The sequence below is a fragment of the Streptomyces sp. NBC_00158 genome (genome assembly GCF_045160885.1).
Taxonomy (GTDB): Bacteria; Actinomycetota; Actinomycetes; order Streptomycetales; family Streptomycetaceae; genus Streptomyces.
Map to the genome: position 1 here is coordinate 7,595,447 of NZ_CP108161.1, position 24,059 is coordinate 7,619,505.

Consider the following 24,059-nt stretch of genomic DNA (forward strand, 5'->3'; position numbering starts at 1 on the left):
GAACTCCCCGGGGACATAGCGGACATCGACTCCTTACGAAACGCGGACGTCGGCCGCCCGGGGGCGGCCCGCCGGAGACGGCGGGGGCCCGCCGGTGGGAGGCTTGCCGTCATGAGCACGGCCACGAACACGCACCCGCCCGCCCCGCCCGCCCGGGTCCTCGTCGTCGACGACGACCCCACGGTCGCCGAGGTCGTCACCGGCTACCTCCGCCTGGCCGGCCACCACGTCGAGCAGGCGGCCGACGGCCCCGCCGCCCTGGACTCGGCCGCCCGCCACGACCCGGACCTGGTCGTCCTCGACCTCATGCTGCCCGGCATCGACGGGCTGGAGGTGTGCCGGCGGCTGCGTGCCGAGCGTCCCGTCCCGGTGATCATGCTGACGGCCCGGGGCGACGAGGACGACCGGATCGCCGGCCTGGAGCTCGGCGCGGACGACTACGTCACCAAGCCCTTCAGCCCGCGCGAGCTGGTCCTGCGCGTCGAGTCCGTCCTGCGCCGCAGCCGGGCCGCGGCGCCGCGGGCCGCCGGACGGGGGCTGCTGACCGGCGCCGGGATCCGCCTCGATCCGGCGACCCGCCGGGCCACCAGGAACGGACGGGAGCTGATGCTCACCCTGCGGGAGTTCGACCTCCTCGCCCACTTCCTCGGCCATCCGGGCCGGGCCCACGGGCGCGAGGAGCTGATGCGGGACGTGTGGGGCTGGGACTTCGGCGACCTGTCCACCGTCACCGTCCACGTACGCCGCCTGCGCGCCAAGATCGAGGACGACCCGGCCGCACCCCGGCTCATCCAGACCGTCTGGGGCGTCGGGTACCGCTTCGAGACGCGCGGAGAGGAGAGCACCCGGTGAAGGACGTCCTGCTGATCGCGGCGTTCGCGTTCGGCGGCGCGGCCTGCGCCGGCCTGCTCGGCGCGGTCGCGCTCCGCCTGCTGCGGCACCGGTCCGTCGCCGTATCCCTGATCGTCGTCGCCGCGGTCGCCGTCACGGCCATGCTCGCCGGCACCCTCGCCGTCGCCCGCGCCATGTTCCTCTCCCCCACGACCTCAGCGTCGTCACCCTGGTCGCCGCCATGGCCGCCGTCGTATCCCTGGCCACCGCGCTGCTGCTCGGGCGATGGGTCGTGGCCCGCGGCCGCGAACTCGCCCTCGCAGCACGGGACTTCGGCGAGGGCGGCAGCTTCGCCGCACCCACGGCCCGCGCCACGGCGGAACTCGCTGCCGTCACCCGTGAACTGGCCGCCACCAGCGCCAGACTCACCGCCTCCCGAGAGCGTGAGCGAGCCCTGGAAGCCTCCCGCCGCGAGCTCGTCGCCTGGATCTCCCACGACCTGCGCACCCCGCTCGCCGGGCTGCGGGCCATGGCCGAGGCACTGGAGGACGGAGTGGCCGCCGACCCCGCCCGCTACCACCGGCAGATCCGTACGGAAGTCGAACGTCTCGACACCATGGTCGGCGACCTCTTCGAACTCTCCCGCATCCACGCCGGCGCCCTCGAACTCACCACCGGCCGCGTCTCCCTCCAGGACCTGGCGGCCGACGCCCTCCTGGGCGCCGACCCGCTCGCCCGCGAGCGCGGAGTACGGCTGTGCGACGACGGCATCGCCCACGTCCCGGTCGAGGTGGACGGCGGGGAGATGACCCGGGTCCTGGCCAACCTCCTCGTCAACGCCATCCGCCACACCCCGGCCGACGGCACCGTGGCCGTACGCGTCGACCGGCAGGGGGGCAGCGCCGTGCTGTCCGTCACCGACGGCTGCGGCGGCATCCCCGAGGAGGACCTGCCGAAGGTCTTCGACACCGGCTGGCGCGGCAACCCCGCCCGCACGCCCCCCGCCGGCGCCGGCCTCGGGCTGGCGATCGTACGGGGCATCGTCGAGGCCCACTCGGGACGGGCACGGGTGGACAACGTGCCCGGCGGCTGCCGCTTCGAGATCACCCTGCCGCTCGCCGGCGCGAACCCCTGACCGGGCGCCCGCCCCGCCGGCGCGGGCCCCGGCCGGCTACCCGACCCGGGCCGAGGCCCGCTGTCCGGCCCGCGCGAACTCGGCCATGCCCTCGGCGAACCCCACCTCGGGCCGCCAGCCCAGCTCACGGCGCAGCCGCGACGAGTCCGCCGTGATGTGCCGGACGTCGCCCAGCCGGAACTCCCCGGTCACCACGGGCGCCGGGCCGCCGTGCCCGGCCGCGAGCGCGGCGGCCATTTCCCCCACGGTGCGCGGATCGCCGCTGCCCACGTTGTACGCCGTGTGGCCGCCGCCCGGCAGCTGCTCCAGGCCGGCCAGGGCCGTCGCGTTCGCCCGCGCCACGTCCCGTACGTGGACGAAGTCCCGCCGCTGCGCACCGTCCTCGAAGACCCGCGGTGCCTCCCCGCGGGCCAGCGCGGACCGGAAGAAGGACGCGACACCCGCGTAGGGGGTGTCCCGGGGCATGCCCGGCCCGTACACGTTGTGGTACCGCAGCGACACGGCCGTACCGCCGGCCGAGCGCGCCCAGGCGGCGGCCAGGTGCTCCTGCGCGAGCTTCGTCGTCGCGTACACGTTCCGCGGATCCGTCGGCGCGTCCTCGTCCACCAGACCGGGGACGAGCCCTGCCCCGCAGCGCGGGCAGCGCGGCTCGAACAGACCCGCCTCCAGATCCGCGACCGCCCGCGGCCCCGGCCGCACCACCCCGTGTTCGCGGCACTCGTACCTACCCTCGCCGTACACCACCATCGACCCCGCCTGCACGAACCGCCGCACCCCGGCCTCCGCCATCCCGGCCAGCAGCACCGCCGTACCCAGGTCGTTGCAGGCGACGTACTCCGGCGCGTCCGCGAAGTCCTTCCCCAGGCCCACCATCGCGGCCTGATGACACACGGCGTCCACCCCGCGCAGCACCCGCCTCACCGTCTCCGCGTCCCGGACGTCGCCCCGGACGAACTCGGCATCCGGCACCCCGGGGGCGGCCTGCGGATGAGCGGCCGGCAGCAGCGCGTCCAGCACCACCGGCGCATGTCCCTCGGCGGCCAGCACGGCCACCACCTGTGAGCCGATGAACCCGGCTCCTCCTGTCACGAGAACTCGCATGCCCGGCACGCTACGGAACCCCACCCTCCGACGCCGCCTCCCACGCGGGCCCGTAAGACTTCCGTCATGGCCTCGACCGGCCGGGGTCGAACGGGCGAGCCGACCGCCGTGGTCAGCCCGCGGTCCGGGACGTCAGCCGCTCGCGCAGGGCCCGCTTCGCGTCGGGCCACTCCGGCCGTGTGAGGGCGAAGACGACCGTGTCGCGGACGTGGCCGTCGCGCATCACCATGTGGTGGCGCAAGACGCCCTCCTCGGTCGCGCCGAGCCGGGCGATCGCGGCCCGCGAAGCGGTGTTGCGCACGTCGGTGAGCAGCTCGACCCGGTTCATCCCGAGGTCTTCGAAGGCGTGGGTGAGCATCAGCAGCTTCGCTTCGGCGTTGACTCCCGTGCGCTGCCAGGTCCGGCCGAGGAAGGTCCAGCCGATCTCCAGCCGCCGGTGCACCGTGTTGATCATCATCAGGCGGGTCGAGCCGGCTACCTGGCCCGTGGCGATGTCCACCGTCGCGTACGCGAGCTCCCGGCCGGCCTCGCGCGCCGTGACGGCGTCCGCGATGAATCCGCGTACGTCCTTCGGGTGCGGTACCAGGGTCACGGCGAGCTCCCACAGGTTCCCGTCGCGCACCGCTTCGCACAGCCCGTCGTGGTGCCGCTGCTCCAGGGGCTCCAGCCGCACCCGCCCGCCCACCAGCTCCATGTCCGACCTGCCCGCTCCCCAAGATCCACTATTGCCGGTCGGACTCTACGCGCCCCCCTGCGCGCCGTGCACCGGAGTCTCACGAACCGGACCCGGCCGCCGACGGACCACCCCGGCGACCGGCTCAGGGCCAGTCGACGGCGAAGGCCCGCCGCGTATCCGGCGGCGTCGGGCAGCCCGACGGGCTCGCAGCCCATCCGCCGGGCGGTGGCGTCGCCGTACACGTACGGGGGCAGGTTCCACATCCTGGCCACGTCGATCGCCGCCGTGACCTCGGCCCGTGCCCGCTCCAGCTCCCGGCCGGACAGCCTCGTCACCCAAGGCCCCAACTTCAGCGGGGCATGGCCGCGATGGCGGCGCGTGCGATCCTCTGGGCCTCCGGCTTGCAGGCCGAGGCCGGATGTCCTTCCCCGCCCAGAGCCACGCGGACCACGAGATTGGCGTCGCGGGCGTACAGGCTGCAGTGTTCCTCGGGATCGGGATGGGTCTCGTACGGCGCGCTCCAGAACGCCTCGTCGCCGAAGCCGAGGTCTGTCGCCCGGGTTTCCTTCGCCGCCTTCTCCCGGAATCCCGTGCGCTGCCGCTCGGCTTCGTCGGTGTCGCGCTTCAGCTCCCAGCTGACGAACGCGTGGACGCCGTCGACCAGGCCGGCGAGCCTGACCTTCGTGGTGTCGCCGGACGACTTCCCCCAAGCGCAGCCGGTCGAGGCGCCTTGGTACCCCTCGTCGTAGCGGTCGAGCTCCTCTGCCCTTGCAGGCAGCGGCAGTTGCGGTGCCGCCTCGGAGCAGACCGGCGCCTTCGCGTAACGCAGCGGGACCGGTTCGCCCCGGTCCCTCAGTACGTACGCCCCGGTTCCGACGCCGACGCAGACGGCGGCGAGCACACAGCCCGCGACCAGAGCGGTGGTCTTCCCCTTGCGCCGACGGGGCCGGGGCAGGAGCGCCGTGGGAACGAGCGTCCGTCCCGGTGTGACCGTTCCCGCGTCCGGCGAGGCGGAGGCCGGGAGCGCACGCGGCACGAGTGTGCGGTCCGTGTCGCCGAGCAGCCGGTCGATGTCGGCCCGCTGGGCGGCGATCGTCCGGTGCACGGCGGGCGGCCACGGCCGGTCGGCGGGCGCGACCGGCCCCAGGAGGGTGAGGAGCCGCTCCGGAGCGGGACGGGCCGTCGGGTCCTTGGCCAGGCAGGGCCCGATGACGGTGCGCAGCCGCGGCGTCAGGGCGGACAGGTCGGGTTCGAGGTGCACGACGTTGTAGAGGGTTCCCGCCATCGACGTACCCGCGAAGGGACTGTCGCCCGTGGCGGCCATCACCAGGACCGTGCCGAGCGAGAACACGTCGCTGGCCGGCGTCAGTTCGCGGCCTTCGGCCTGTTCCGGTGACATGAACGCGGGGGAGCCGAGCACCCACCCGGTCTGCGTCAGCTCAGTCCCTTCCAGGCCTTCCGTCAGGCGCGCGATGCCGAAGTCGATGACCCGTACGCCGTCCTCGGCGAGCAGGACGTTGTCGGGCTTGAGGTCGCGGTGGATCAGCCCCGTCCGGTGCATTTCGGTCAGCGCGGTGGCGAGTCCGGCGGCGAGGCGGCGTACGGACGCCTCGGAAAGGGGGCCCGTCTTCTCCACGGCCGCGCCGAGCGAGGGGCCGTTGACGAAGACCGAAGCGAGCCACGGTGTGGGGGCGTCCGCGTCGGCGTCCATCACGGCCGCCGTGTAGGCGCCGGACACCCGTTGCGAGGCGGTGACCTCGCGCCGGAAGCGGGCCCGGAAGCCGGCGTCAGCGGCGAACCGTGCGTGGACCTGCTTGACGGCGACGAGCCTTCCGTCCGGCGCCGAGCCGAGCAGCACCCGCCCCATCCCGCCCCTGCCCAGCTCGGCCAGGAGGCGGTAGGACCCGGCGGTGGCCGGATCGGCCGTTCCCAGCGGCCTCATCGGGCGGACTCCGCCAGCTTCAGGGCCGACGCCCCTGCGGCCTTCGCGATGTTCCTGGCCTCCTCCTCGGAGTAGCGGGTGCTGTCCACGACGACGTTGAGCCTCATGTTGACGTCCCGGGCGTACAGGTTGGCCGTGCTCCGTTGCCAGTGCGCCTCTTCGCCGACGCCGACGTCAACGCGTTCGTACGACTGACGGGCGGAGGCGTAGCCGGTCTCGTACCTCTCCTTCGCCAGCTCCGCTCCTGTCTTGCCGCCGCCTTCCGAGAGGTGACGGTCCCACGAGACGAAGATCCTGCCTCCGTACCGGTCGCTCCAGAAGCACTGGTTCGACTCCTGTGGTGTCTCACCGACGGCCTCGAGGTTGCCGCTCGGATCCCCGTACCCCGCCGGCACGTCCACCTTCCCCTTGGCCTCCTTGCACGACGGCACCCGCTGCGCGTACTTGTCGGGGACCTTCGACAGCGGCGTCGTGCCGGGGGTCGGGACGGCTTCACTTCCGCTCGCTGCCTCGGCGTCCGCCTTTCGCGCCGTCCGGCCGCCGCCCTCTCCACCGTTGCCGTCCGGCAGGAAGCTCAGGGCCGTCACCGCGGCCGCCACCACCACTGCGGCGACCCCGGCCGACCACCAGGCGCGGTTGCGACGGGCTGCGGCGACAGGCGGTACGGACGGTGCGGGCGCGGCCGGAGTCCGGGCGGGCGCGGCGATGCCGGAAGCATCGGCGACTGCCGGGCCGGCGGCCGCGAGGTCGACGTCCGCTCGCTGCTCGGCCGTGAGCCGGTGTACCGCCTCGGGCCACGGGCGGGACGCCGGCGTCACCGTGCCGATCGCCGCCAGGAGTTCCAGCGGCGACGGACGCTCCGCCGGGTCCTTGGCCAGGCACGACTCGATGAACGGACGCAGCGCCGGCGGTACCGCGCTCAGGTCCGGCTCCGAGTGCGCGACGTTGTAGAGCACGCCCGGCACCGACGCACCGGCGAACGGCGGCCTGCCGGTGCAGGCCATGACGAGGGTCGAGCCGAGCGAGAACACGTCGGCGGCGCCGGTCAGCGGGAGGCCCCGTACCTGTTCGGGCGACATGAAGGGCGGCGATCCCACCATGGCCCCGGTGTGGGTGAGCTTCGTGTGCCCCTCGGCGGCCCGCGCGATGCCGAAGTCGATGACCCGTACGCCGTCCTCGGCGAGCAGCACGTTGGACGGCTTGAGGTCGCGATGCACCAGGCCCGCCCGGTGCACGTCGATCAGCGCCTGCGCGAGGCCCGCAGCGAGGAGCCTCACCGCCTCCTCGGGTAACGGGCCCGCGGTGTCGAGGGCCCGGCTCAGCGTGGGACCAGGTACGAAAACGGAGGCCAGCCAGGGCTCCTGGGCCTCCGTATCGGCGTCGATCACGGCCGCCGTGTAGGCGCCCGACACCCTTCGCGAGGCGCTGACCTCGCGCCGGAACCGGGCCCGGAACCCGGCGTCCTCCGCCAGTTCGGGGTGTACCTGCTTGACCGCGACGAGACGGCCGTCGGGGGCGACGGCGAGCACGACGCGTCCCATGCCGCCCTTCCCGAGCTCTGCCACCACCCGGAACGGACCTATGTGCGAAGGCCCGGACAGCCCTGTTGCATCCATGACGCCCTGCCCCTCCCGTCGGAGGACCTCCCGGTCCTGAAGCGAAAGGATCATACAGACATTCGCTTCGCCTCCGAGGGGAACCCTGACCGGTCATGATTCTGGGCCGCGATCACCGGTCCGACGCCGCGGCCGGTCGAGGCAGCAGCCGCCGGACGGAACTCAGGGGGTCACCGGTTCGAGCCGTAGCGTCAGGCTCGGCCACGGCGGTGGCTGCGCCGCGCCGAACCAGACCCTGACGTCCAGCCCGGTGCGGACCGGCAGGCGCGGGTAGTCGTTCTCGGCGCGCTCCGTGCGGTGCAGGGCGTGGCCCGGGCTCAGGTGCCTGGCGGCGTACCTGTCGAAGGCGGTCGTCCCGGACGGATGACATACGGTCGCGAGCACCTCACGAGCACCGGGCGCGGGCGTGAAGCCGGGCCCGCGCAGCAGCAGGACGTCGTCGCTGTCGATCATGGTGGCGTTGGCTGCCTCCCTGTGTTCCCGCCAGACCGGGCCGGTGTAGAAGGACTCCAATGAGCGCCGACGGCGCGCCATGTCGGGGAACGAGCGCAGCCAGACGAAGCGGTTCGGGTCGTCCAGGTCACGGAACCGCCCGCCGACGGTGATGCCGACCGCCTGCTGGCCGGTCACGAACTCGTGCTCGAACAGCTCGATCAGCGTTTCCCGTGCTCCGGGACGCAGGGTGTACTGCCGGAGTTCGACGATGCGGCGGTTGTCCGGCCAGGAGCCGTGCGGGAAGTCGAAGTCGTTCATGCGTCGCAGGTTAGGGACGGTCCCCTGACATCTCCTGTCAGTGGATGTGGATACTGGGCGGCATGCGCGCGAGCCGGCTCGTCACCCTCCTCCTCCTGCTCCAGAACCGGGGCCGGATGACCGCCCGGGAACTGGCCGAGGAGCTGGAGGTCTCCGTCCGTACGGTCTACCGGGACGTCGAGGCGCTCGGCGCCGCCGGCATCCCGCTGTACGGCTCCGCCGGACATGCGGGCGGCTACCGGCTGGTCGGCGGTTACCGGACCCGGCTCACCGGACTCACGGCGGACGAGGCGCAGGCCGCGTTCCTCGCCGCGCTCCCCGCCGCCGCCGCCGACCTGGGGCTGGGGGAGGCGCTCGCCACCGCTCAACTCAAGTTGCGCGCCGCCCTGCCGCCGGAGCTGCGCGAGCAAGCCGAACACATCCGCGAACGCTTCCTGCTGGACGCCCTCGGGTGGTACAGCGACGCCGACCACACGCCCCATCTGGCCCCGGCCGCCGCCGCGGTGTGGGAGCGTCGGGCAGCGGTGCTGCGGTACCGGCGCTGGCGGGCGCCGGAGGAGATCGAGCGCCGGGTGGAGCCGTACGGGCTCGTACTGAAGGCGGGGCGCTGGTACCTGGTCGCCGGCGGACAGTCCGGTATGCGCACCTACCGGGTCGATCAGATCCTCGGCATCCGACCGCTGGAGGAATTCACCGCTCCGGAGGGGTTCGACCTGGCCGCCTACTGGGACGGCTACCTGGCCGACTTCCGGGCCCGGCTGCACAAGGGGAAGGCGCTGGTGCGGCTCACTCCCCGGGGCGCCCGCCGTCTCGCCGTGCGGCCCGTGGGTGACGGCTGGACGGAAGCCTGGGTGCCGATCGAGTCGATCGACCACGCCTACGAGGAGTTCCTGCGGCTGGGCACGGACATCGAGGTGGTGGCGCCGGCCGAACTCCGCGACCGTATCGCCGCGACCGTGCGCGCCCTGGCAGCCCGATACGAACCGTGACCCCGGGCAGACGGGGGAGGCCATGACGGCTTCCCCGGCGGACCCACGTCCCCCACGGTTCCCCAGGCCGTGCGTTCGACAGGAGGCTCAGCAGGCTCAGGATGCCGGTCACTCCGCAGTGGTGAACACGTGCTCGGCCGGCGGCCCGACCAGCAGTCCCGGACCTGCCGCGAGCGCCTCGGTCAGGTGCGGGCTCGACAGGTGAGCCTCGAACGCCGCACGGTCCTCCCACTCCTCGAACACCAGCCACGCACTGGGGTCTTCGGGGTGGACGTACGCCTGGTAGCTGATGTTGCCCGGCTCGGCCCGCGACGGCGCGACCAAGGACAGGGCCTGCTCACGGACCTTGCCCTCGGCGCCAGGGGCGGCCTTGAGCAGGGCGATCGCGGTGACCTTGGGCATGGTTGCGCTCCGTTCGACGCGTACTTCCGGGACGCGCGAGTCTATGTCCGCGCACCGCACGCCACAACGCGCCGCCGTCCGTACCCGCGCCGCCGGCCCAGCCGCCACAGCGAGCCCGCGCCCGGAGGTGCGCTGCAGGGCGTGACTTTCCGGATGGGGAATCGTTCCTCCTGGTGTCGCACGGCATGCATACCGCTCCCCCGCGGTAGCGCGACGCCGGCCCGGGAAGCCGTCCCCCGACTTCCCGGGCCCAGCGCGGGGTGTGCCCGCCTTACCTCGTGCAGTCGGAAAACGCCTACGCGAGGCCGGTGAAGAGGTCGTCCAGCTCCTTGCGTCCCACGGCGCTGCGCCACGCTCACCGGCTCGGTGCGCGAGGCCGGGGCATACTGCTGCTGCCCGCTACTCGGTCGTTCGCCTGAGAGGCAGTGCGGGCTGTCGGCAAGGTTTTGCCGACATCAAGTCGGACTGCCAGAAGAAGCCTCCCGCCGGAGCAGCCGCTCCCGACCCGAACTGGGAGAAGGGTTACACGGCAGGTGCTGCGGCCGCGACCGCCCGGTTCTGCTGAGCACGCGGAACCCAGCCCGCGCCCGGGAGCGTACCGGCGGTCGGCGCTTCCCCGCCGGGGCGACTCTGCGGGGCGCCGGGCCGCGGCGCCGGGCCGAATCGGGGAGGCCCGTCTGGGTCGGCGTCCATGTCGGCGCGGGGTGACAGCACCAATCCCGGCCCGCGTGACGCACGGGCGCGGGCAACAGGCTGGCGGGGAAGGCGGTTGAGGGCCAGTCTGGTGGCAACCGGGAGGGGGGTGGTCCGTGGTGGAGGTCGGCGCGGTGTCGGTCGGAGCCGCGTGGTTCCTGTTGCTGGTCGCTGCCGTGCTTCGCCTTCGCCCCCGCGTGGGGCCGGTGCCCGATCCGCTCGGCCGACGGCTGACTCCCGTCGAGACGGGCCTGCTGCGCGGCGGCAGCCGGGGGGCGGCGCAGACGGGGCTGGTCGAACTGTATCTGGCCGGCTCGGTGGAGGCCGGGTGGCGGCGGACCGTCCGGCCCGGTGGGGCCGGTCTGCCGCGCGGCTGTTCGGCGGTCGCCCGCGCCATGTACTACGCGCTGTTCGGTTCCCTCCACCCACGCCGTCTGTACGGCCTGGACCGGGTACGGGACGCCGTCCGGGACGTGGCCCCCGAACTGGAGCAGGCGCGGCTGGTGGTGTCGGGGCGACGGGTACGGGTCGTACGGGGCCTGCTGCTCCCGGTCTTCGCCGCCGCGCCCCTCGGGGCCACCGCGGGCGGGCAGACGGCGGGGTGGCTGCTGTTCGGTCTCCTCGCCGACGCCGGGGCGGTGGCCCTGTGGGTCTGGCCCCGCCGGACCCTGCGCGGTGCGGCTCACCTCGCCCGGCTGCGCCGGTGTCACGCGGAGGTCCGCCGCGCGACGGAACGCCGCCCGGACGCCCTGCTGCTGAGCGTCGCACTGTTCGGCGCCCCGGCGCTCCGCGCCCAGCTCCCCCGGTTCACCGAGGAGAGCGGGCTGCTGACCCGCCCGCCGAGGGTGCCCATGGACCGGGGCGGCGGCTCCGGCGAGGCGTTCGCGAGCTGCGGGGGCTGACGGGCTCCGGGGGCCGCCGCAGTGGAGGGCTCCGCCTCCGCTGAGATCGTTCATTGACCTCACGTCGCTGCGGATCGCTCGCCGGTGGGGAAAATGCGGTGCGTGCCGGCACCACACTGGTCAGACTCGCTGACATGACTGAGAAGATCACCCGCATCAACCCCGAGCAACTGCATGAGACACCCGGCTACCACCACATCACCGTGGTGGAGGCAGGCCGTACCGCCTATCTGGCGGGGCAGTGCCCGCTTGATCGGAATGGCGGCCTCGTCGGTTCCGGTTCCCTCGAAACACAGGTCGACCAGGTGGTCGCGAACGCGCTCACTGCCCTGGCAGCGGTGAGTGCCCAGCCTGAACATGTGGTGCGGTCAGTGATCTACGTACGGAGCGATGAGAGGGACGTTCTCGCAGCCGCATGGCGTCGGCTCACCGAGTCTGCCCTGGGCCAGGCGTTCACCACCGCCAGCACGCTCCTGGGCGTCACCCAGCTGGGTTTTCCGGGACAACTCGTCGAGGTGGATCTCACCGTGGCACTGCCCGACTGACTTCGAACGGCATATCGAACCGGGTAGCCCGGCTGGGCGTTCGAGGGACGCTGGGACGGCGCGTTCAGACGCGCCGTGTTCGCCGGAGCGGCTGTTCTGCCACGTCTATGGCCGGGCCAAGACGGCTTCGGAGCCTTCGGCTGAGGGCGGCGCGCGGCCGTTCGGGTCTGTGCCGGGGCTGCGCGGGACCCGGGGCGATGGCGGCGAGATCACTGGGGAACGTGGGGGACGGGATCCACTGCCGCAGCCGGCTCCCGATCGCTGCCGCCCCGCGCGGTGAGCAGCCGTCCCAGAAGCCGGGTTCCCGGCCCGATCCGTCCGCCCGGACCGGGCAGTTGCGTCGTATCGGCCAACGTGAGCGGCTCCCGGCAAGAGTCGCAGGCCACGACCGGCGTGGCCAGATGCCCACAGGCGTTGTGGCGTATCAGGGCGGGCGGTCCAGCGGGCTCGCCGTACCACTTGTCGCCCCAGGCCATCAGCGCCAGCAGGACGGGATAGAGCTCGCGGCCCTTCTCCGTGGCCACGTACTCCTCGCGGGGCGGGGACGCCTGGTAGCGCTCCCGCGCCAGAACACCCTCTTCGACCAGCCGGGCCAGTCGCGCGGCGAGGGTCTTGCGGGACAGGCCGAGGTCCTCCGCCAGGTCATCGAAGCGGCGGATTCCGACGAGGACGTCGCGCATGATCAGGGCCGTCCAGGCGTCGCCGAACAGATCGGTCGCGCGGGCGATCGAGCAGGCGACGCCGGAGAGCGGAGTGCGGGCCACGCGACCACCCTATCGCCGTCGGGTTCCCTGAAGAAACTCCCCAATGCTAGGTTCACTCAGGGAACTTGACCCGACGAGTCGAGGGAGCCTGCCATGGCCACCGCCCCGCACATCGCACTCGACACGGCCGGACCCGCGGCCGTCGACGGCCGCCACATCCGGGCCCTGACCTTCCAGTCCGTACGACTCGAATACCTGCGGCTCGTGCTCTCGCAGACGGGCCTCGCGGCGGCCGGCAGCCGGGCGCTCGTCGTCGGCAGCGGTCGCGGCTTGCTGGCGCGCGGTCTCGCCAGACTCGGTTTCGAGGTCGTCGCCACCGACGCGTCCCCCGCCGCGACGGCCCTCGCACAGGCGGCCGACGACGGGCAGGGCGTCACCTACCTGACGACACCCGCGGAGCAACTGGACCTGCCGGACGGCTCCTTCGACCTCCTGTACTGCGCCGACACCCTTGAGACCACCGAACGGCCGGACGCGGTCCTCGCGGAGGCGGCGCGCGTGCTGCGTCCCCGCGGGGCCTTCGTCTACGACACGGTCAACCGCACCCCGGTGTCCCGCCTGATCTACCTCGGCGCCTTCCAGGCCTTCCCGGGCACACGGATCATGCCCCGCGGCCGCTACGCCGCACACCGGCTGCGCCGCCCGGCGGAGATTGCCGAGGCCCTGGACCGGGTGGGGCTGTCCGCGCGGGACGTATCGGCGTTCAAGCCGCGCGACGTCCGCAGCCTGGTGCGGGCGACCCGCGGGCGCAGGCGTGGAACGCTGACCGACGAGCAGCTGCCGGAGCTGGTCGACATGGCGCTCGAACCGGCGGGCAGCCCGGTGGTGACGTACCTGGGGTACGCCGTCCACCAGACCTGAACAGGAGGGGGTCAGTCCGAGGCGATGCCGGTCAGGACGGCGAGGACGGCGAGACGGATGCGGTTGTCCCGGCCCGTCTTCGCCATCAGGCTGGCCACGTGCGTCTTCACCGTGGTGACCCCCAGGTGCAGCCGGTCGGCGATCTCCTTGTTGGACAGGCCCACGCCCAGCAGTCCGAGGACCTCCCGCTCGCGCGGTGTGATGCCCGCGACCGGAGCGTCCCCGGGGACTTCCGGCGCGGAACGGGAGTGCAGGGCCTGGGCGACGAGGCGGTCGAGGACGTCCCGGCTGAAGGGGGTCTCTCCGCCGGCGGCCCGGCGCACGGCCTCCAGGAGTTCGGCGGGCGGGGTGTCCTTCACCAGGAACCCGCAGGCCCCGGCGGCCAGCGCCGGATACAGGTGGTCGTCGTCGTCGAACGTGGTGAGGGCGACGACCCGGGTGGCGGGGCGCGCGGCCAGGATGCGGCGGGTGGCCGTGATGCCGTCCGTCCCGGGCATCCGCAGGTCCATCAGGACGACGTCGGGCGCCAGGCGTTCGGCCAGCCGCACCGCCTCCGCGCCGTTGTCCGCCTCGCCCTGGATCTCGATGTCCGGAGTCTGCTCGAAGAGCATGCGCAGCCCCATGCGGACGAGGTGCTGGTCGTCGACGACGAGGATGCGGATCACGGGCGGGACTCCATATCGGGTGCGGAGAAGGGCAGTTCGGCCGCGAGCCGCCAGCCCTCGGCCGAGGGGCCCGCGTCCAGCCGGCCGCCGAGCAGGTCCACCCGCTCGCGCATGCCGATCAAGCCGTGTCCCGAAGGGTACGTCCGCGTCCGGGCCCTGCCGGCCCCGTCGTCCTGGATCGTCACGTGCACGGCGTCCTCGGCCACCCGCACGGTCAGCTCGGCGTGTGCGCCGGGCCCACCGTGCCTGGCCGCGTTGGCCAGGCCCTCCTGGGCCAGGCGGAGGACGGCCAGTCCGCGTACCGCGTCGAGCCCCGCGACACGGGGGTCCACGGAGGGCGTCACGGTCAGGCCGGTCTGGCGTACGTGTTCCACCACCGACTCCAGCGCCGCGGGCAGTGCCCCGGGCGTGACCAGGGAGCCGGTCTCCGTACCGCTCCGGCCGGGGGCCCGCAGTACGGCCACCAGGCGCCGCAGATCGGCCAGTGCCGCTCCGGCACTGGCGTGCAGGTCGTCGAGGACGTCGGTGATCCGCGGGTCGGTGGTGCCGGTCGCGGCGGTCACGTGCCGGGCGACACCGACCCGCAGCACCATGGAGGAGACGTGATGGGCGACCAGGTCGTGCAGCTCCCGCGCGATGGCGGTGCGCTCCGCCGTACGGCCGGCCAGGAGCTGCTGCTCCGCCCGGAGCTCCTGCTGCCGCGCGTACTCCCGCGCCTGCAGGGCGGCTTCGCGGGTCACGCGTACGTAGGAGCCCAGGAGCAGCGGCACCCCGGCGACCATCGCCATCTTGTACAGCACCGGCAGGGCACCGCCGGGCAGCTCGCCGAAGCGGTGCACGGCGACGGTGAGCGCCAGTGCCCCCGCCCCGGCGGCGAGGGGGCGTCCGGAGCGCTGGACCGCCAGCTCGAAGAGGGTGACGGCGGCCAGCACCTTCAACGACGAAGCCGTGCCCGCGCCCAGCGCGTGCGCGGCCATGAGCAGGACCGACTGCGCCAGCAGTGCGCCGAACACCCACTTCCCCGCGACCAGGCACAGCACGAACCCGGCCGCGGCGAAGCCCCAGTCCCTCGCCCCGGACGGCCGCTGCAGCAGCAGGAAGTACCCGACGAGTACGCCGGCGAGCGCCAGGATCCGTATGCCGGCGAACCTCCGGTCGAACGCGAGCTCGATCCAAGACCGGTTCATGGCGCCCACGATAGGGCGGGCGCCCCCGCGCGGGGGTCCTCCCGTGGGAGGAGGCGCCTCCTCCCACCGGCCGCGATGTCCGGCCGGTGGACGGAACCGGCGGTCCGGGGCGGGCGGCGAGGATGATCGTCATGGACACCAAGGCGAACAACACGGACACGAAGGCCGACGCGGGATCCGCTGCCGTGGGGCGGCGTTCCCTCCTCGGCGGAGCGGCCGCCCTGGGACTGGGGAGCGTGGCCTTCGGAGCCACCGCACAGGCGGCCGGCGCCCCGTCGGGGGCCCGCCCCGAGGGCGGCCGCTTCCAGGGCAAGTCGGTACTCGTCACCGGTGGCACGTCCGGTATCGGCAGGGCGGCCGCGAAGGCGTTCGCCCGCGAGGGGGCACACGTCGGATTCTGCGGCAGGCGGGCCGAACTGGGGCGCCAGGTGGAACGGGAGATCCGGGACGCGGGCGGCGAAGCCGCGTACCTGCAGGCCGACGTACGCGTGGACGCGCAGGTACGAGCCTTCGTGGACCGGGTCGCGAGCCGCTACGGCGGCATCGACGTGGCCTTCAACAACGCCGGCATCGGCGGCGGCAAACTGCCCCACGAGATGAGCGTCGAGGAGTGGGACGACGTCCAGGCCACCAACGCCCGCGGAGTGTTCCTCTCGGTCAAGTACGAGATTCCGTACATGCTCAGGGCGCAGCGCGGAGTCATCATCTGCACCTCGTCGTCGGCGGCCGAACAGGCCCGGCCGAACGGGGCCGCGTACACCGCGAGCAAGCGGGCGGTCCAGGGCCTGGTGAAGTCCGCGGCGCTCGCCTACGGCCCCAAGGGGATCCGGATCAACGCCCTGCTGCCCGGCACCACCGACACCGCCTTCGTCCGCCCGCCGGGAATCCCGGACGCGGACTGGGCTCGGTACAAGCAGGCGTGGGGGCCGCTCAACGTCGACGGTCTCGAACGGATGGCCGACGCCGAGGAGATCGCGCGCGCCGTGCTCGGACTCGCCTCCGACGACTTCCCGTACATGACCGGTGCGTCCATCACCGTGGACGGCGGGAGCACCGCCGGCCGCAAGATGGTCCAGCCGAACACCACCTGAAACGCGCCGCCACCCCGGCGCTCCGCCCCCCTGCCCCGAGGTACCCCACATGCACATGCACAAGCACATGCGCGTCCGACTCGTCACGGGTCTCGCCCTGCTGTCCACCGGCGCCCTCGCGGGCGCGTTCGGCTACGGCGCGGCCAACCTCGTCCCCACGTTCGACGCGGTGCCGCTCCAGATGCGGCTGTCCTTCCACGCCCGGCTGATGGAGATGAACGGGATCACCGTGCAGGGCGCGATGGCGCTGTCCGCGCTCAGCTCCGCGACGCTGACCGTCATGACCCGCGGCACCCCGCGGCGACTGGCCGGCGGAGCCGGGCTGCTGGTACTGGCGTCCTTCCTGATAACCCGCCTCGGCAACGTTCCCATCAACGCCCGGATCAAGCAGTGGGCCGTCACCTCGGCGCCCCTCGACCACGCGGAGGTCCTGGACCGCTGGGAGGCGTTCAACCACGCCCGCACGGCCACCGCGTTCGCCGCCTTCACCCTGCTGATCCTGCTGGCCCTGCGCCGTCAGGGGGCAGGCGGCGCGCTGGATGCGGATGCCGGCGGCGGTGGGCGGCCGGTACCGGCCTGATGCGGGATTCCCGGATGTCCGCCCCGATCAGGCCGCGCCCCGCTGCTTCAGTCGAAGATGTCCAGGACGTCGAGCCAGGAGCCGTCGTTGGCGTCGGCGGTGCGGCGGGGTCGCGTCGGGTGCGGCTCCGGGTAGGTCTCCGCCGCGGCCCTCGCGCGGACGATGTCCGGCCCGCCGCACGCCTCGACCGCGAACGCGCCGAGCACCTTGGCGAACGCGGCCGGGTCGCGGAACTCCACGCCGAACGCCCGGCCGTCCCACAGCGGCACCCACACCAACCGCTCGGACCGGGCCCATTCCGCCACCGGCTCGCCGCCGTCCGCGGTCGACCGCCCCTCCAGCCACAGCCGTGCCACGTGCAGCAGGTTCACCTTCTCCATCGGCAGCCGCTTGCGCCGTACCCGCAGCTCACGTGTCGTGAGCACGACCTTCTGGTCCTTCTTCGGGTACCAGACGACACCGATCCCGAACGGCACCCACAGCAGGATTCCGATCATCGGCCAGACCAGGGCGTCGCCCCACGACCGGAGCAGCCCGCCGTCCAGCAGGGCCAGGGCCCCGAAGAACAGGGCCCACTTCGCCGTCATCCGCCAGAACCCGCTGCCCTGCCGGTACAGGACCCGCCGCTTTTCCGTCATCGCCATGCCCGCACGCTATCCGCCGCCCCGCAGCTCATCTCGGGCGCCCCTTCGGTGAGCTGCGGGGGTGCCCAGCGTGCCGCCGGGCGGGCGGGCCGGTCAGAAGTGCGGGTTGAGCAGCGAGCCGATCGTGTGGGTGCCCTTGTCCAGTCCGAATTCGGACGGGTCGACGAGGTAGGCGGTCTCTGAACCGGGCTTGTACAGGAGGGAGTACTGCTTGTAGTGGCCCTCCTCGGGGCGGAGGCAGTCCTTCCACGTGTACGTGCCCATGGCCAGGTAGAGGTCGCGGGTCGGCCAGCGGTACCCGTCGAGGATCTGCGTCCACGTGTGGTTGCCGGAGGCCAGGTACATGCTCCGGGTGGTGCACGCCTCGTCCTGACCCTGCCTCGGGGCTCCGTCGACCCAGACGCTCCGCGTGTTGAGGGCTATGTCCCCCGCGCTCGCGGGCGTCCCCGCCAGCGTCACGACCGCCGTCGCCGCGGCCGCCACGGCCGCGAACCTGCCCAACTTTCCAGACTTTCCACGCATGAGGTGCCTCCCCCTTGATGACGTTGTCGTCGATGGCCGTTCGGGCAGTGAGGAGTCACAGGACCCCGTTCGGGCTGGAGTCCGGCGGCCGTCACCCGGAGGTGAATCTAGGCGTGGGTGCCGCGTGGTGGTGTTCGTGGCGTGCCTGGTTCCTGTGCTCTGCGCGCCGTGCGACGTCCAGGGAGAACGGCCTCCGGAGCGGGCATGGAGTGCGGATGCGTACGGCAGGCTTGCGGCGCCGCCACCCGGAAGCCCTGGTGCCCCGACCACGGGACCGCCACGTCGAGGGCACGCCGTTGCGGGTGCCCGCGCGGGAGGCGGCAGGCTGCGGAGCTCACCACGCGCGTGAGCAGCGGCTCGGCGCGGCGTACGGACACCTGCCCGAAGCCTGGGCAGGGGCCGACTCCATCACCGGCTCCGGGCCGACCAGCTCGCCACCGGCAGCCGCCCGTGCCGATATGGCGTGCCCGGGTGAGGCCTGGTGTCCAGCGTCCAGTGCGTTTCTGGGGGCAGTACCACCAGGCGGCCCTGCACCCGCAACACCCGCTCCAGCGCCGCGCGTACGACGTCCCCGGTCGTCAACACCTGCGCAGCGCTCCGCTCCCGTTCGGCGAGTGCCTCGGGCGGTGCCCCGGAACGCTCGGCGGCGGGGCCGGCGCCCCAACGGTCGCTCCAGGCATGGAGGGCTTGTAGGCGGGGTTGGTCGGTCCAGTAGAGCCCGCGGACGAGCGGCGCTCACAGCGCCTCGGGCACCGCGGTCACCGCCGAGGAATTCGAGGAGACCCGCCTTCACGAGCCGGCCGACCGCCGGAGCTTGCGGCCGACACCGCGGAAGGGGCACCCCGAGCGCCTCGGTCAGCCGGTCCGCCGCCCACCTCGCCGTCGGCTTCGGCCTCGGGCAGCAGTTCGGCGGCCGCTTCGGCATCAAGGTCGCGCGCTGACGCGGCCCGCGTTCCGGCCCGCCCGCCCGCCGGTCGGCCTGTCGGTCGGCCGGAACGGTTCTTCGTGGGGTGTGGCCACTCACGCGGGTGAACTTCGGCTCGGGGCCCGGCGGGTCGTGCGGTGGGGGAGGACCGTGGGGTGCACCGCCACCCGACAGGAGCCTCGCCGTGGAGCCTCTCTTCCGCCTCTCCCTGCTGCGGCCCGCGGTCGCCCAGGACGCCGACCACCCGAGCATCGAGTTGGCCCAGCAGACGTCCTTCCAGCAGGAGTTGGCCGCCGCGCTGGGGGTGACCGACCCACGTGCCGCGCTGCGGCGGGTGGTGGGCGCGTACGTCGCCGGCCCGCTGTTCGTCGCCCGGCCCGAGCAGGCTCCGCTGGCCGCGCAGACGGCGAGGTTCGTGGCGGCGCTGGAGCGGATGCCGGCCCTCGCCTCCGCCCGGGCGGCGGAGGACGCCGACGGGGCGCGGGCCGACGGGGCGGCGCCCTTCCCGCCCACGCTGCGGGACACGGTGATTTCCGCCGTGCGGGAGGCGTACGGGGCGGCGCCGGCCGAACTCGTGCAGGGGGCACCGTACAAGGACGCCGTGGCGCGCCTGCGGGACAGCGTGCTGGCGATCAAGTACCTGCCCAGCGAGCACACCCGGCCGCTGGAGGACCTCGTGCGCGCGCTGCGCCACCTGGAGATCGTCGCCCGCCTGGTCTCGCAGCCCGCGTTCCCCGCGACCGCGCGGGACCTGCGGGAGGCTCGTCGGCGTCCACTGCGGCTGCCGGGCGTGACGGGCCTCGAACCGGTGACGTCCACCATCGAGGCCGAGCGCGAGCAGCGGCGCAAGCAGGCCGAGGCGGCCCGGTTGCGGCGCGAGCGCGCGGAGCAACTGCTGGCGGAGTTCAAGAAGCTGGGCACGGCCATCGCCGAGCTCACCGAGCTCAGCGGCGAGCACTTCAACATCACCCGGCAGAACTCGTCCGACCAGGAGCTGCCGCCGGCCGAGCACACCCCGCCCGCCGAACTGACCCGGCAGATCAACTTCCACAGCCGCCTGTCGGAGGCGAACCTGGCCGCCCTGTCCGGACGCACCGGACCCCCTCCGCCCGGCGCCGCCGCGGATCCCGAGCCCACTCCCCAGAACCCCACCATCGTCTCCGGCGCCGCGCAGCTCGCCGGGCAGGTCTTCGGCTCCAGGCCGGACCTCCTCGCGGGCAGCCCCGGGTTCACCCCGGCCAAGCTGCAGGACCTCAGCTTCCGGCTCGATCCGACGGCGGTGCGGAACCTGTCGGAGATCACCCGGGCGGTGCTCACCGCCCGCGGCATCGAGGTGGCGGCCCAGCCGCTGGACCGCGTCGTCACCCTCCTGCAGAACGAGGCCGACCGTACGGCCGGGCAGTTGGAGCAGCTGTACGGCACGCCGGTCGCGCGCAGCGTGCGGCGGATCGGCGGCACGCTGGTGACCACGTCCACCCCCCTGCCGTCCGTGTGGAACGCGATCACCATCGGCGACCTGGACCCCATCGACGACATCCCGCTGGAGGCGGGCCGCATCCCTGCCACCCGGGGCAGCGTGAAGCCGTCCGGCGTCGCCGACCTCCTCGTGGTGCGCCAGCAGCTGATCGGCTACGAGGGCGCCGACGTCGCGCACATCGAGAACGTCCTCAAGGGCGAGACCAAGCACCGCGAGCACACCCGGCGGGAGGAGACCGAGCGGATCACGCTGACGGAGACGGAGACGATCACCACCGAGGAACGGGAGCTGGAGTCGACCGACCGCTTCGAGATGAGCAGGGAGACCAGCGCCGTCATCAAGGAGGACGCGGCGCTCAAGGCCGGGCTGACGGTCACCGGCAAGTACGGCCCGACGGTGGAGTTCTCCGCGTCCGTCGAGGGTTCGGTCTCCCGGTCGAAGGAGGAGGCGACGAAGTCGGCGTCCACCTTCTCCCAGGACGTCACCCAGCGCAGCGCGAGCAAGGTCTCCGAACGGGTGCTGTCCCGTACCAGTCTGCGGATCACCACCGAGGTCACCGACAAGAACACCCACACGCTGGACAACAGCCCCGGCATCGGGCACATCTCCGGCATCTACCAGTGGGTGAACAAGGTCTACCGGGCGCAGATGTTCAACTACGGGCTGCGGACCATGTTCGACTTCATGATCCCGGAGCCCGCCGCGTTCCTCATCCACACCCTTCAGTCGGCGCACGGCAGCGCCGTCCACGTGGACAAGCCGCCCGCCTTCACCCTCAAGGCCCACAAGATCACCGAGACGAACTACCACTACTGGGTGCAGCAGTACAAGGCGACGGACGTGGTACCGCCGCCCGAGCGCTACCTGACCAAGTCCTTCGACTTCAAGGCGGGTGGCGGGGACAGCAGGACCAACTACAACCACTCCGGTCAGATCACCATCGACGAGGGCTACGAGGCGTTCCAGGGCTCGGTCGCCTACATCTGCAACATCTGGGAGGGCAAGCACTTCCTGGACGTCGCCGTGGGCCGCCGGACCCACCGGTTCGCCCCGGCCGACAACTGGGTGTGGATCACCATGCTGGACGGGGAGACGAGTTCGATCCCGGTCGCCGTCGACACCTTCCGCCTCTCCCAGGTTGCGGTCGCCGTCGAGGTCAAGTGCCGTCGTACCGAGCGCGCGATGGAGAAGTGGCGGGCGGAGACCCACGGCAAGCTGATGACGGCGTACAGCGCGCGCCTGGCGGAGTACGAGGAGAAGGTCGCCGCGCTGACCCTGGAGGCCGGTGTCGCCATCGAGGGCCGCAACCCGGCGGCCAACCAGGAGCTGATCGCGCACGAGCTGCGCAAGAACTGCGTCAGCATCCTGACCAAGCAGCACTTCGACCTCTTCGATGCCACGTACGCCCCGCCCGGACAGATCCCGCAGATCGACGTGGACGAGGCCGAGGCGGAGGGCGCCTACGTCCGCTTCTTCGAGCAGGCCTTCGAGTGGGAGCACCTGACGTGGGTGGCGTATCCGTACTTCTGGGGCCGCAAGGACCAGTGGGACGAGCGTCTGGCGTACGACGACCCCGACCCGCTGTTCAACCAGTTCCTCAAGGCGGGGTTCTGCCGGGTCACGGTCCCGGCCCGCCTCGGTTTCGAAGGCGCCATCGACCACTTCATGAACTTCGGCGAACTGTGGAAGGGCGGGCCCCTGCCCACCGTGTCCAGCCCGCTCTACCTGCCGATCGCCGACGAGATCGCCGAACGGCTGGACCGACCCGGTGACGAGATCCCCCAGGGCGATCCGTGGACCGTGCGCATCCCCACCAACCTGGTCCGGCTGCGCGCGGACGACCGGTTGCCGCGCTGGGTGCAGAACGCCGACGGCGAGTGGGTCGAGGCACCGGGTCTGTGAAGCACTTCATCCTGGTGGCCGGCTACCCGCAGCCGCCCAAGAGCCTGCCGTTCCGGGCGTACTGCGAGAACCGCGTCCGGCAACACCTCGCGGCCAACAGGGCCAAGGAGGACCTGGTCTTCCAGATCCTCGACGTGGGGAACGGGGAGAACGTCGTCCGCACCTTCACCTACCCGGGCGGCAACCGGACCGAGACCCGCGCTGCGCTGCGCACGCATGTGCGGGTCACCCGTGCCCACTACGACGGCAATGCCTTCAAGGACGGTCAGGTCGGCGTGATGTCGGCGTTGGACGTCTACGCGGCGGTACGGGAGATCGGGATCCGGAAGCCCGGAACCCTCATGGAGCTGAGCTTCTTCTCCCACGGCCACGCCGGAGGACCGGTCCTGGTGAACAGCTGGGACGACAGCCAGTACGAGGTCCCCAACGCCCCTCCCGCGACCCGCACCCGCTTCCTGGGCGCCGATCTGCGCGACCCCGACGACATGGACCCCCGGCCGAAGGACTTCAGGGCGGCGAACATGGAGCCGGAGGCACTCGCCGCCTTCCGGGCGGCCTACCACCCCGACGCCGTCAACTGGAGTTGGGGGTGCGCGTCCGCCCCCGACGTCAACGAGGTCCTCCACAGCCTGGAGCACCACCCCGACTACCGGTCCTCGGGCCTCCCCGACGACAAGGTCCTGGTCTTCCGCACCCTCAGCCCGGCCAACGTCGCCGACCTGGAGCTGATGCTGCGGCTGAAGTTCACCGACCACCGGAAGGTGGAGCTGCCCTTCGGCGCGCTGAAGCAGTACGTCCGCAGGCACCTGCTGGGCTCCTACGCCCACGCCCTCGCGGTCGCCTCCGGCCGGACCACGTTCGGCGCGCTGATCGGCACGTTCGCGGAACCCGACCCGGCCGGCGCCCGCCCGCTGATGCGCGTCAACCCCCGATTCACCCGGCACTTCACCTTCTACCGGAACTACTTCGGCTTCACCTTCGACCCCGAGCGGCGGTGGTACGGGGCCTTCCGCCCGACCTTCACCTGAACGGTGCAGTGGGCAGCACCGGCCCGGGCCGCAGGCGCTCACCCGCCCCGTCCCGATATCCGCCGGCGTCCGGATGCGCTACCTCGTAAGCCAGAACCAGGGCTCCACCAGGGCCGTGACCGCCCTGCTCGGTATCGCGCAGCGCACGGTCGAGCAGTAAGTGAAGGCCCGGATCCGCCGCCCGGAGCCGGACCTGTGATCGAGCCCCGTGCCCGGTTCGGATTCACCGCGGCGCCGGGGACGACGGACGAAGGCCGGAGGCGGCGTATCGCCCAGCACCTGCCGCCGCAGTTCGACGGCCGGCTGCTGGCGGAGTTCACCGACATCGACTACCTCGACGTGACCCCCGAACCGCACCTGGCACCGGCGGCATCGGGCGGTTGGCGCTCCACAGGTCCAGGCCCTGCCCGGTGCTTGGGGGAGGGCCGGTGGCGATCCCGGCCTCCCGCTCAACGTCCTCGGCGAGCCGGGTGAGGACCTTGTCGACGGGGGCACGGTGGTTTGGGGCCTGCTTCCGCGGACGCGCTGCCCTGGGGCGGTGGCGGAACCGCCGTGCCTGCGGCCGCGCCGCCGCGGTCGGCCGCCCGTCCCGTCTACGGGCTCGTCCTAGGGCCCGCCGACGCGGACGACGGCGGGCCGCGCCGGGTCGAGTGGGCGTTCGGGGCTTGGCGGCAGCACGGACATCCGGATCAGCCTCCGTACAGCGCCCGACGCTGCTCGCGGCAAGGCTCGCAGAAGGGGTTGGCCGGGGCTCTATATCGCACACCCGTTCGGTGGCGACGGGCGCGGGGGTGGTCACGTATGACTGAGCACCAGAGGTGGCGGATG

The 24,059-nt window shown here is 72.7% G+C and carries 20 protein-coding genes and 2 pseudogenes; 10 read left to right on the forward strand and 12 right to left on the reverse strand.

Annotated features, from left to right (window positions below; translation table 11 throughout):
• Positions 1–111 precede the first annotated feature (111 nt).
• Together OG553_RS34935 and OG553_RS34940 are read left to right on the forward strand one after the other, a co-directional pair.
• Positions 112–852, forward strand: coding sequence for a response regulator transcription factor (locus OG553_RS34935; protein WP_405982873.1), 741 nt, complete (start codon positions 112–114; stop codon positions 850–852).
• Positions 849–1,966, forward strand: a pseudogene (locus tag OG553_RS34940) (sensor histidine kinase). The gene OG553_RS34935 and the pseudogene OG553_RS34940 overlap by 4 nt, the downstream one beginning before the upstream one ends.
• A 36-nt stretch (positions 1,967–2,002) precedes the next feature.
• Here the strand turns inward: OG553_RS34940 and OG553_RS34945 are convergent.
• The 6 genes and pseudogenes from OG553_RS34945 to OG553_RS34970 all read right to left on the reverse strand — a co-directional run bounded on the left by OG553_RS34945 (position 2,003) and on the right by OG553_RS34970 (position 8,054).
• Positions 2,003–3,067, reverse strand: a complete 1,065-nt coding sequence (locus OG553_RS34945; RefSeq protein WP_405982874.1) for an NAD-dependent epimerase/dehydratase family protein — start codon at positions 3,065–3,067, stop codon at positions 2,003–2,005.
• A gap of 112 nt (positions 3,068–3,179) precedes the next feature.
• The gene (locus OG553_RS34950) at positions 3,180–3,761 is read right to left on the reverse strand and encodes a GNAT family N-acetyltransferase (protein ID WP_405982875.1); all 582 of its coding nucleotides are present in this window, start codon (positions 3,759–3,761) and stop codon (positions 3,180–3,182) included.
• A gap of 140 nt (positions 3,762–3,901) precedes the next feature.
• Positions 3,902–4,090 (reverse strand): annotated as a pseudogene (locus tag OG553_RS34955) (DUF2268 domain-containing putative Zn-dependent protease); the annotation flags it as partial.
• 2 nt (positions 4,091–4,092) lie between these two features.
• The gene (locus tag OG553_RS34960; RefSeq protein WP_405982876.1) at positions 4,093–5,685 is read right to left on the reverse strand and encodes a serine/threonine-protein kinase; all 1,593 of its coding nucleotides are present in this window, start codon (positions 5,683–5,685) and stop codon (positions 4,093–4,095) included.
• Positions 5,682–7,250, reverse strand: coding sequence for a serine/threonine-protein kinase (locus OG553_RS34965; RefSeq protein WP_405982877.1), 1,569 nt, complete (start codon positions 7,248–7,250; stop codon positions 5,682–5,684). The genes OG553_RS34960 and OG553_RS34965 overlap by 4 nt, the downstream gene beginning before the upstream one ends.
• 213 nt (positions 7,251–7,463) lie before the next feature.
• A complete protein-coding gene (locus OG553_RS34970; protein WP_405982878.1) occupies positions 7,464–8,054 on the reverse strand; it encodes an NIPSNAP family protein in 591 nt (196 codons plus the stop codon).
• A 62-nt stretch (positions 8,055–8,116) separates the two neighbouring features.
• Here OG553_RS34970 and OG553_RS34975 point away from each other — a divergent pair, with 62 nt between their 5' ends.
• Positions 8,117–9,043, forward strand: a complete 927-nt coding sequence (locus OG553_RS34975) for a helix-turn-helix transcriptional regulator (RefSeq protein WP_405982879.1) — start codon at positions 8,117–8,119, stop codon at positions 9,041–9,043.
• A gap of 108 nt (positions 9,044–9,151) precedes the next feature.
• Here OG553_RS34975 and OG553_RS34980 read toward each other — a convergent pair whose 3' ends face one another.
• Positions 9,152–9,445 carry a putative quinol monooxygenase gene (locus OG553_RS34980; RefSeq protein ID WP_359509706.1) on the reverse strand — a complete coding sequence of 98 codons (294 nt, stop codon included), beginning with the start codon at positions 9,443–9,445 and terminating at the stop codon, positions 9,152–9,154.
• Positions 9,446–10,272: 827 nt separating this feature from the next.
• On the opposite strand from OG553_RS34980, the gene OG553_RS34985 reads away from it, so the two are divergent.
• A complete protein-coding gene (locus tag OG553_RS34985; protein WP_405983215.1) occupies positions 10,273–11,040 on the forward strand; it encodes a TIGR04222 domain-containing membrane protein in 768 nt (255 codons plus the stop codon).
• Positions 11,041–11,174: 134 nt separating this feature from the next.
• Positions 11,175–11,585, forward strand: a complete 411-nt coding sequence (locus tag OG553_RS34990) for a RidA family protein (RefSeq protein ID WP_405982880.1) — start codon at positions 11,175–11,177, stop codon at positions 11,583–11,585.
• A gap of 209 nt (positions 11,586–11,794) precedes the next feature.
• Here the strand turns inward: OG553_RS34990 and OG553_RS34995 are convergent, their stop codons facing one another.
• Complete coding sequence (locus OG553_RS34995; RefSeq protein ID WP_405982881.1) at positions 11,795–12,349, reverse strand: winged helix-turn-helix transcriptional regulator; 555 nt, start codon at positions 12,347–12,349, stop codon at positions 11,795–11,797.
• A 93-nt stretch (positions 12,350–12,442) separates the two neighbouring features.
• Here OG553_RS34995 and OG553_RS35000 point away from each other — a divergent pair, with 93 nt between their 5' ends.
• Positions 12,443–13,210, forward strand: a complete 768-nt coding sequence (locus OG553_RS35000) for a class I SAM-dependent methyltransferase (RefSeq protein WP_405982882.1) — start codon at positions 12,443–12,445, stop codon at positions 13,208–13,210.
• An 11-nt stretch (positions 13,211–13,221) separates the two neighbouring features.
• Here the strand turns inward: OG553_RS35000 and OG553_RS35005 are convergent, their stop codons facing one another.
• A complete protein-coding gene (locus OG553_RS35005; protein ID WP_405982883.1) occupies positions 13,222–13,875 on the reverse strand; it encodes a response regulator in 654 nt (217 codons plus the stop codon).
• On the reverse strand, positions 13,872–15,062 hold the full coding sequence (locus OG553_RS35010) for a sensor histidine kinase (protein ID WP_405982884.1): 1,191 nt from the start codon (positions 15,060–15,062) through the stop codon (positions 13,872–13,874). Before OG553_RS35010 ends, OG553_RS35005 begins: the two co-directional genes overlap by 4 nt.
• Before the next feature lie 131 nt (positions 15,063–15,193).
• Here OG553_RS35010 and OG553_RS35015 point away from each other — a divergent pair, with 131 nt between their 5' ends.
• A complete protein-coding gene (locus OG553_RS35015) occupies positions 15,194–16,153 on the forward strand; it encodes an SDR family NAD(P)-dependent oxidoreductase (protein ID WP_405982885.1) in 960 nt (319 codons plus the stop codon).
• A gap of 49 nt (positions 16,154–16,202) precedes the next feature.
• A complete protein-coding gene (locus tag OG553_RS35020) occupies positions 16,203–16,733 on the forward strand; it encodes an anthrone oxygenase family protein (RefSeq protein WP_405982886.1) in 531 nt (176 codons plus the stop codon).
• Between the two features lie 47 nt (positions 16,734–16,780).
• On the opposite strand, the gene OG553_RS35025 is transcribed toward OG553_RS35020, so the two are convergent.
• Positions 16,781–17,377: a hypothetical protein gene (locus tag OG553_RS35025; RefSeq protein WP_405982887.1), complete on the reverse strand. Its 597-nt coding sequence runs from the start codon at positions 17,375–17,377 to the stop codon at positions 16,781–16,783.
• A 93-nt stretch (positions 17,378–17,470) separates the two neighbouring features.
• A complete protein-coding gene (locus OG553_RS35030; RefSeq protein ID WP_405982888.1) occupies positions 17,471–17,878 on the reverse strand; it encodes a hypothetical protein in 408 nt (135 codons plus the stop codon).
• A gap of 1,130 nt (positions 17,879–19,008) precedes the next feature.
• Here OG553_RS35030 and OG553_RS35035 point away from each other — a divergent pair.
• Together OG553_RS35035 and OG553_RS35040 are read left to right on the forward strand one after the other, a co-directional pair.
• Positions 19,009–22,203 (forward strand): hypothetical protein, encoded by a 3,195-nt coding sequence (locus OG553_RS35035; RefSeq protein ID WP_405982889.1) that lies wholly within the window; start codon positions 19,009–19,011, stop codon positions 22,201–22,203.
• A complete protein-coding gene (locus tag OG553_RS35040) occupies positions 22,200–23,231 on the forward strand; it encodes a hypothetical protein (RefSeq protein WP_405982890.1) in 1,032 nt (343 codons plus the stop codon). The genes OG553_RS35035 and OG553_RS35040 overlap by 4 nt, the downstream gene beginning before the upstream one ends.
• Positions 23,232–24,059 lie beyond the last annotated feature (828 nt).

Bases quoted from the DNA above. Each gene is read 5' to 3' on its own strand.
- OG553_RS34935 (WP_405982873.1), top strand. From the start codon at position 112: ATGAGCACGGCCACGAACACGCACCCGCCCGCCCCGCCCGCCCGGGTC.
- OG553_RS34945 (WP_405982874.1), bottom strand. From the start codon at position 3,067: ATGCGAGTTCTCGTGACAGGAGGAGCCGGGTTCATCGGCTCACAGGTG.
- OG553_RS34950 (WP_405982875.1), bottom strand. From the start codon at position 3,761: ATGGAGCTGGTGGGCGGGCGGGTGCGGCTGGAGCCCCTGGAGCAGCGG.
- OG553_RS34960 (WP_405982876.1), bottom strand. From the start codon at position 5,685: ATGAGGCCGCTGGGAACGGCCGATCCGGCCACCGCCGGGTCCTACCGC.
- OG553_RS34970 (WP_405982878.1), bottom strand. From the start codon at position 8,054: ATGAACGACTTCGACTTCCCGCACGGCTCCTGGCCGGACAACCGCCGC.
- OG553_RS34975 (WP_405982879.1), top strand. From the start codon at position 8,117: ATGCGCGCGAGCCGGCTCGTCACCCTCCTCCTCCTGCTCCAGAACCGG.
- OG553_RS34980 (WP_359509706.1), bottom strand. From the start codon at position 9,445: ATGCCCAAGGTCACCGCGATCGCCCTGCTCAAGGCCGCCCCTGGCGCC.
- OG553_RS34990 (WP_405982880.1), top strand. From the start codon at position 11,175: ATGACTGAGAAGATCACCCGCATCAACCCCGAGCAACTGCATGAGACA.
- OG553_RS35000 (WP_405982882.1), top strand. From the start codon at position 12,443: ATGGCCACCGCCCCGCACATCGCACTCGACACGGCCGGACCCGCGGCC.
- OG553_RS35010 (WP_405982884.1), bottom strand. From the start codon at position 15,062: ATGAACCGGTCTTGGATCGAGCTCGCGTTCGACCGGAGGTTCGCCGGC.
- OG553_RS35015 (WP_405982885.1), top strand. From the start codon at position 15,194: ATGGACACCAAGGCGAACAACACGGACACGAAGGCCGACGCGGGATCC.
- OG553_RS35020 (WP_405982886.1), top strand. From the start codon at position 16,203: ATGCACATGCACAAGCACATGCGCGTCCGACTCGTCACGGGTCTCGCC.
- OG553_RS35025 (WP_405982887.1), bottom strand. From the start codon at position 17,377: ATGGCGATGACGGAAAAGCGGCGGGTCCTGTACCGGCAGGGCAGCGGG.